The sequence below is a fragment of the Clostridium celatum DSM 1785 genome (genome assembly GCF_000320405.1).
Lineage (GTDB): Bacteria > Bacillota > Clostridia > Clostridiales > Clostridiaceae > Clostridium > Clostridium celatum.
Genome location: NZ_KB291670.1, coordinates 23603 through 29602, shown reverse-complemented (window position 1 = coordinate 29602; position 6000 = coordinate 23603). Strand labels below are relative to the sequence as shown.

Annotated in this window: 7 protein-coding genes; 2 read left to right on the top strand and 5 right to left on the bottom strand. The window is 26.4% G+C overall.

Annotation, left to right across the window (positions count from 1 at the left end):
• Nucleotides 1-30 precede the first annotated feature (30 nt).
• Together HMPREF0216_RS12240 and HMPREF0216_RS12235 are read right to left on the bottom strand one after the other, a co-directional pair.
• Nucleotides 31-699 (bottom strand): single-stranded DNA-binding protein, encoded by a 669-nt coding sequence (locus HMPREF0216_RS12240; protein ID WP_040419846.1) that lies wholly within the window; start codon nt 697-699, stop codon nt 31-33.
• A 112-nt stretch (nt 700-811) separates the two neighbouring features.
• Entirely contained in the window at nt 812-1576 is a 765-nt protein-coding gene (locus tag HMPREF0216_RS12235) for a polysaccharide deacetylase family protein (RefSeq protein WP_005214701.1), read from the bottom strand.
• A gap of 125 nt (nt 1577-1701) precedes the next feature.
• Between HMPREF0216_RS12235 and HMPREF0216_RS12230 the strand changes: the two genes are divergently transcribed.
• Entirely contained in the window at nt 1702-2235 is a 534-nt protein-coding gene (locus tag HMPREF0216_RS12230; protein WP_005214700.1) for a DUF4364 family protein, read from the top strand.
• Here HMPREF0216_RS12230 and HMPREF0216_RS12225 read toward each other — a convergent pair.
• A complete protein-coding gene (locus tag HMPREF0216_RS12225; RefSeq protein WP_040419845.1) occupies nt 2232-3107 on the bottom strand; it encodes a YncE family protein in 876 nt (291 codons plus the stop codon). The two genes, HMPREF0216_RS12230 and HMPREF0216_RS12225, sit on opposite strands and share 4 nt — an antisense overlap.
• Before the next feature lie 161 nt (nt 3108-3268).
• Here HMPREF0216_RS12225 and HMPREF0216_RS12220 point away from each other — a divergent pair, with 161 nt between their 5' ends.
• The gene (locus tag HMPREF0216_RS12220) at nt 3269-3517 is read left to right on the top strand and encodes a TIGR03905 family TSCPD domain-containing protein (RefSeq protein ID WP_005214698.1); all 249 of its coding nucleotides are present in this window, start codon (nt 3269-3271) and stop codon (nt 3515-3517) included.
• Nucleotides 3518-3618: 101 nt separating this feature from the next.
• Here the strand turns inward: HMPREF0216_RS12220 and deoD are convergent, their stop codons facing one another.
• Nucleotides 3619-4329: a purine-nucleoside phosphorylase gene (gene deoD, locus HMPREF0216_RS12215; RefSeq protein WP_005214697.1), complete on the bottom strand. Its 711-nt coding sequence runs from the start codon at nt 4327-4329 to the stop codon at nt 3619-3621.
• Between the two features lie 245 nt (nt 4330-4574).
• Nucleotides 4575-5870, bottom strand: coding sequence for a bifunctional folylpolyglutamate synthase/dihydrofolate synthase (locus HMPREF0216_RS12210; RefSeq protein WP_005214696.1), 1296 nt, complete (start codon nt 5868-5870; stop codon nt 4575-4577).
• Between the last annotated feature and the right edge of the window lie 130 nt (nt 5871-6000).

Here is a 6000-nt window from a genome sequence, read left to right as displayed (position 1 = left end):
AGGCCATGCAAAATGCATAGCCTATTATTTTTATATTGCTCCTTGTTCAGAAGTGCCAGTTGTATTTTCAGTTTCTTCAGACTCTGTAACTTTTTCCATTTTTGATATAGAAACTTCATATGCAACTTTTTTAATAACTTCATTTTCACTAATCTTTTTTTGATACTCTCTACTTTGTAGTCTTCCCCATACCCTTATGTTATCACCAACTTCTAAAGTTTGACAGAATCTCGAATTTCTGCCCCATGCAATCGTTGGAATATAATCTGACTTATTATAAGCTCTATTTACAGCTAATAATACATCTGCAATTTCTCTTCCAAATGGAGTCTTTCTATATACTGGTTCTTTACATATATAACCATCTAAGAATATTTCATTTGGATTTTTACTCTTTTCAATACAAGGTTCTATATTTCTTGCAAATACAGTTAAAATTAACTTATTAGATCCATCTACAAATTTATTGTAGGATCTTAATTGACCTAAAACCACAATCTCCTTACCTATAGATAAATCCATATTGCTTATTAGTCTTTCCGAAACTGTAATATTTAATAAGTCTACAGAATCGCTTAATCTTGTTACCTCCATATAGAAAGTGTAAAAACCTTCCCCATACATTTCATGACTAAACTCCATACCGCTTACAATCTTTCCTTCAAGATAAATCTTGTTATTTAACATTAAATTGTCCATCGTTACCCCTCTCTCCCTTTGTAATAATAAAATTTTTATTGTTTTTAAAACCTATAAGGATTATTTCCATTATAATACAAAAACATCATAACTTTCAAGATTTTTCTAATATTTATTTATTTTTTATTTGTTCTCCATTTTCATCTACATAATAATCTTCATTATAAATAAGCTCTCCTACTGGAATAATCTCATATCCTTCCTCATTTATTAATTCATCTAATATTTTATCTAAGTTTTTTGGAGTGTATTTAGCATTGTTATGAAATAGCACTATTGAACCTGCTTTTACATTTTTCATTACTCTTTTATACTCTTCTTCTTCACTACTTTCTTTCCAATCTACTGAATCAACATCCCATTGAATACATTTATATCCTAAATTATTTATAAACTCTAAACTTTTCTCATCAAAATTTCCGCTTGGAAATCTAAATAATTTGGTAGTATAGCCTATATTCTCTTGTATTATAGTCTCTGTTTTCTTTATTTCTTCTAGCATTCTTCCTTCATTAATTTGGGTAAACATAGGATGTACATAACTATGATTTCCTATCTCATGTCCACGTTTTTTTATCTCCACTAATTTTTCCTCATTGCCTTCAGGATAAATAATCCATTTACCCATAATAAAAAAAGTAGCTTTTACATTATATTTATCTAAAACATCTAAAATCTCATATATATATTCATTTTCAGCCCAATTAACATCAAAAGTTAATGATATTTTTTTCTCATCAGTTTGTACCCTATATATAGGTTTTTTACTTTCTAAATTTGCTACTATGTATTTAGAATTATTAGAATTAACTATAGATAACATTATAATTGCTAATATTAAAAATATATTAAATATTACCTTTTTATATATCTTCATTTTTCATCTCCTAAACTTAAGTTTTATTAATTTATATTCATATTTAATAATATTATGACTAGAATATTACATATAGCTAATTTTATGTTATAATTATATAGACACTTTCATAATGGAGGTTTATTATGTACGAAAATTCAGCTGAACTAGCAGAAAATAAATTGCTAGTTTTATATGTTATAAAATCATTAAAACAATCAATATCAAACACTCAACTTACTGAAATTATCCTTGAGAATAATTTTATTAACTACTTTACTCTTCAACAATATATTAGCGAACTAGAAAATTCCGACTTTATAAGATATATTGATAAAAATGGGAAAAGATTAATTGTAATTACTAAAAAAGGTGAAAATGTATTATCTATATTTAATGATAGAATTTCTCCAATAAAAAGAGATATAATTGATAATTATATCTCTTCAACAATAGATAGTATAAAGAAGGAGCTAACTATTAGAAGTGATTATACTATTGAAAAGAATAATTCTTTTATAGTTAATCTTGTGGCTTTAGAAGATGAAATGCTTCTTATCGATTTAAAAGTTTCTGTCCCAACAAAGAAACAAGCTGCAACTTTGTGTTCTAAATGGAAAGAAAATCCTTCTGATATTTACACAAAAATAGTTCAGGTATTATTCACGGATGATAATTAAAATAAAGTCATTGCATTGGGTTCTGACTCAATTGCTATGACTTTTTTTATTGAATTTTCTTCAACAACAATAAGTCTCCCTTTCAAATAATCTCCTATATATAATTTTTTATTATAACTTATTAATCCTCTAGGCATTCCACCTACAAATATACTATTAGTTACTTTTAATTCATTTCTATCTATTACACTTATAGTTCCATCGGTGAAGTTAGATACATATATATTCTCTTCATCTTCACATAAGTCTATTGGAGATGTTCCAACCTCCAGTCTTGTTACTCTCTCCAAATTATCTATAGAAAATATATCTAAATAACCTTCCTCATCACTGCCTAAGTAACTTTCACAAACATACAATAATTTTTCATCACTAGATACTTTAACTTTCGATGGGTATTCTGGAGTTACTAAAGAACTTACAACATTGTTATCATTTAAAGCAATAATACTAACAGAATTTTCCTCTAAATTTGCAACAAAAGATATCATTTTTCTTCTACAATAATCAATGCTATGAGGCCAGCTTCCTGAATGCACTTCAAAAATAACTCTTTCTTCTAACAAATCATAAATTACAACAGCATTTGACTCACCACATATTACATAAATCTTATTATCTACTAATATGAGGTCATTAGGATTAGGCCCTATTTTTATATTCTTTTTTTCAGTTAATTTATTTCCTTCAAATATAGAAATAGAATCAGAGTAATTATTTGCCGTTATTATTTTTTTATTATAACTTTTAATACCATGAGGACCTACAGGACTTTCACTTATGTTAAAATGTATTTTCATCAAGTTATAATTATCCATATTTATTTGAGTTAAAGAATCTGCACCAGTATTACATAAAACTATAGAGTTCAATCCATACACCTCCCCTCAAAAGTTTAAAGTACTATCTAGTTACACTATATGCATAATAGTCATACTTGGGAACTATTCCTTATTATACTTATTTTTTCTTTATTTTTTTTCAATATCAATATATAATTATGTAGTATATAAAAATATTGGAGGGAATTATAATGTTTGTTTATAAAACATCTGGAGTATGTTCTACTGAAATACATGTAGAAGTAAAAGATAATGTTATTGAAAATGTAGAGTTTGTTAGAGGGTGTCCTGGAAATTTATTTGGAATATCTATGTTAGTTAAAGGTATGAATATTGATGAAGCGATTGAAAAACTACATGGAATTGACTGTAGAGGAAAAGGAACTTCATGTCCTGACCAATTATCAAAAGCATTAATTGAATATAAAAATAGTCTTTAATTAGTAAATAAGCATAAGTTAATATTTATTGTATTTCATTAAATAAAAAAAGCTCTTATCACATTAAGTAATATACTTTGTGATAGGAGCTTTAACCTTTTTTATTTTATTAATTGTAAAGCAATTTCCATCATGTCTGTGAAAGTATTTTGTCTTTCCTCTGGAGATGTTTCTTCACCTTTAAAAATATGATCTGATATTGTTAATATTGATAATGCTTCAACACCATTTTTAGCTGCTAATGTATAAAGTTCTGCTGTTTCCATTTCTACAGCTAAAACACCATAATCAGCCCAAGTTTTTAGTGAAAAATGATTTGTATCATCATAGAATAAGTCACTTGATAATACATTTCCAACTTTAACATTTACGCCTTTTGATTTTGCTATATTATATGCATCATATAATAATTCAAAATTAGCACTTGGTGCATAATCTAAACCATTAAATCTTCTTTTATTTATTCCTGAATTTGTTGATGCACTTTGAGCTAAAACTATATCTCTTACATTAACATCATCACTACAAGAACCTGCTGATCCTATTCTTATAAGTCTTTTTGCTCCATAAAATTGAATAAGTTCATTAACATAAATAGAATGTGATGGTAATCCCATTCCAGTCCCTTGAATAGAAACTCTTTTACCTTTATATGTTCCTGTATATCCATACATTCCTCTAACTTCATTGTAGCAAACTGCATTCTCTAAGAAATTTTCTGCAATGAACTTTGCTCTTAATGGATCTCCAGGTAATAATACTGTTTCTGCTATATCGCCTTCGTTGGCCATAATATGTAAATGTTTTGACATAAACATTACCTCCTTTGTTTTGTTATATATTAGTATATTATATTTTCCCTTAATAGTAAATGATTAGCTTTTCAATAAATGTAAAATTAAGGATTATAGTTTTTTGTATATTATACTCATTTACGAGTATTTTATTTTAGTGTATTATAAGAGAAATATTAAATATTTCTTATCATCACTAAAAAAAAGCTGAAAGTAAAAATATTACCTTCAGTTTTTTTTTTTAGCATTCATATATATTTAATTTACATGTTATTGATTACTTTTCTCATATCTCCAATCATATAAAGAGAGCCGCTTGCTAAAACCAAATCTTCATTTTCAGCATCGTTAATAGCATTCATATATGCTTCTTCATAACTATTGAACGCTTGACAATTTTCATTATACTTAATTACTTCATTTTTCAAATCTCCTGCTAATTCTGCTCTTATTGAATTAGGTGTTACTGCGTAGACCTTTTTCGCCATTGGTGTTATTACTTTTATCATTTCCTCAACGTCTTTATCTGCTAGAATTCCTAAAATCAAATATAAATTTTCATATTTAAAATATTTCTTTATATTATTACTTAATGTTTTTATTCCTTGAATATTATGAGCACCGTCAATTACAACATAAGGTCTGTTTGATAAAACTTCTAATCTACCTTTCCAAGAAACATTTTTTATACTTTTCATTATAGTCTCTTTAGGTATATTTACTATTTTTCTATCATTTAAGACATCAATAGCTTTCATTGCTACACTTAAATTTGTAATTTGATGTTCTCCAAGTAAAGGTAATAATATATCTACCTCTTTATCGCACTTATATTTTAATAATTGGTATGGTTTATCCTCATTTAATATACTTATAAACCTTAAATTTTCATCACTTGCTATATAAAGCTCTGAATCCATTTTTAAGCATTTATCTTTAATAACATTTAGAACTGATTCATCTTGAGCATATATTACTGTAGGGATACCTTTTTTTATTATTCCAGCTTTTTCTTGTGCTATTTCCTCCAACGTATTTCCTAATAAATTTGTATGATCAAAACTTATTGAAGTTATAACTTGAAGTATTGGTATAATAAAATTAGTAGAATCTAACATTCCTCCTAGTCCAACTTCAATTACTCCAAAATCTATATTTTCTTTTTTAAAATATAAAAGCATTAATACAGTTATTATTTCAAATTCTGTAGGATGATTGTATCCTTCTTCTATAACTTTATCTACTGCAACTTTAACTTCATCCATTAATGTTGCTAAAATATTTTTTGGTATGTTATTTCTATTTATTTGAATTCTTTCTTCAAATTCCTCAATAAAAGGAGAAGTATACATCCCAACTTTATAACCAGCACCAATTAAGATTTCTGTAATCATTGCAGTAGTGGATCCTTTGCCATTAGTTCCTGCTATATGTATAAGCTTTAAATCTTCTTGTGGATTTCCTAAAAACTCTAACAACTTAAAAGTTCTTTCTAATCCATAATTAGATCCAAAATTTCCAACCTCTGTTATGTATTTCATTGCTTCTTCGTATCTCATTATTTACCTCTTCTTATATTAATTTATGTAATAATTATATACTATATTTTATAAAAGAAAAAGGAAACCTAGATTAGGATTCCAACTTCTAAAATACTTATTTAATTATTAATATTTTTCTTAAAAGTAT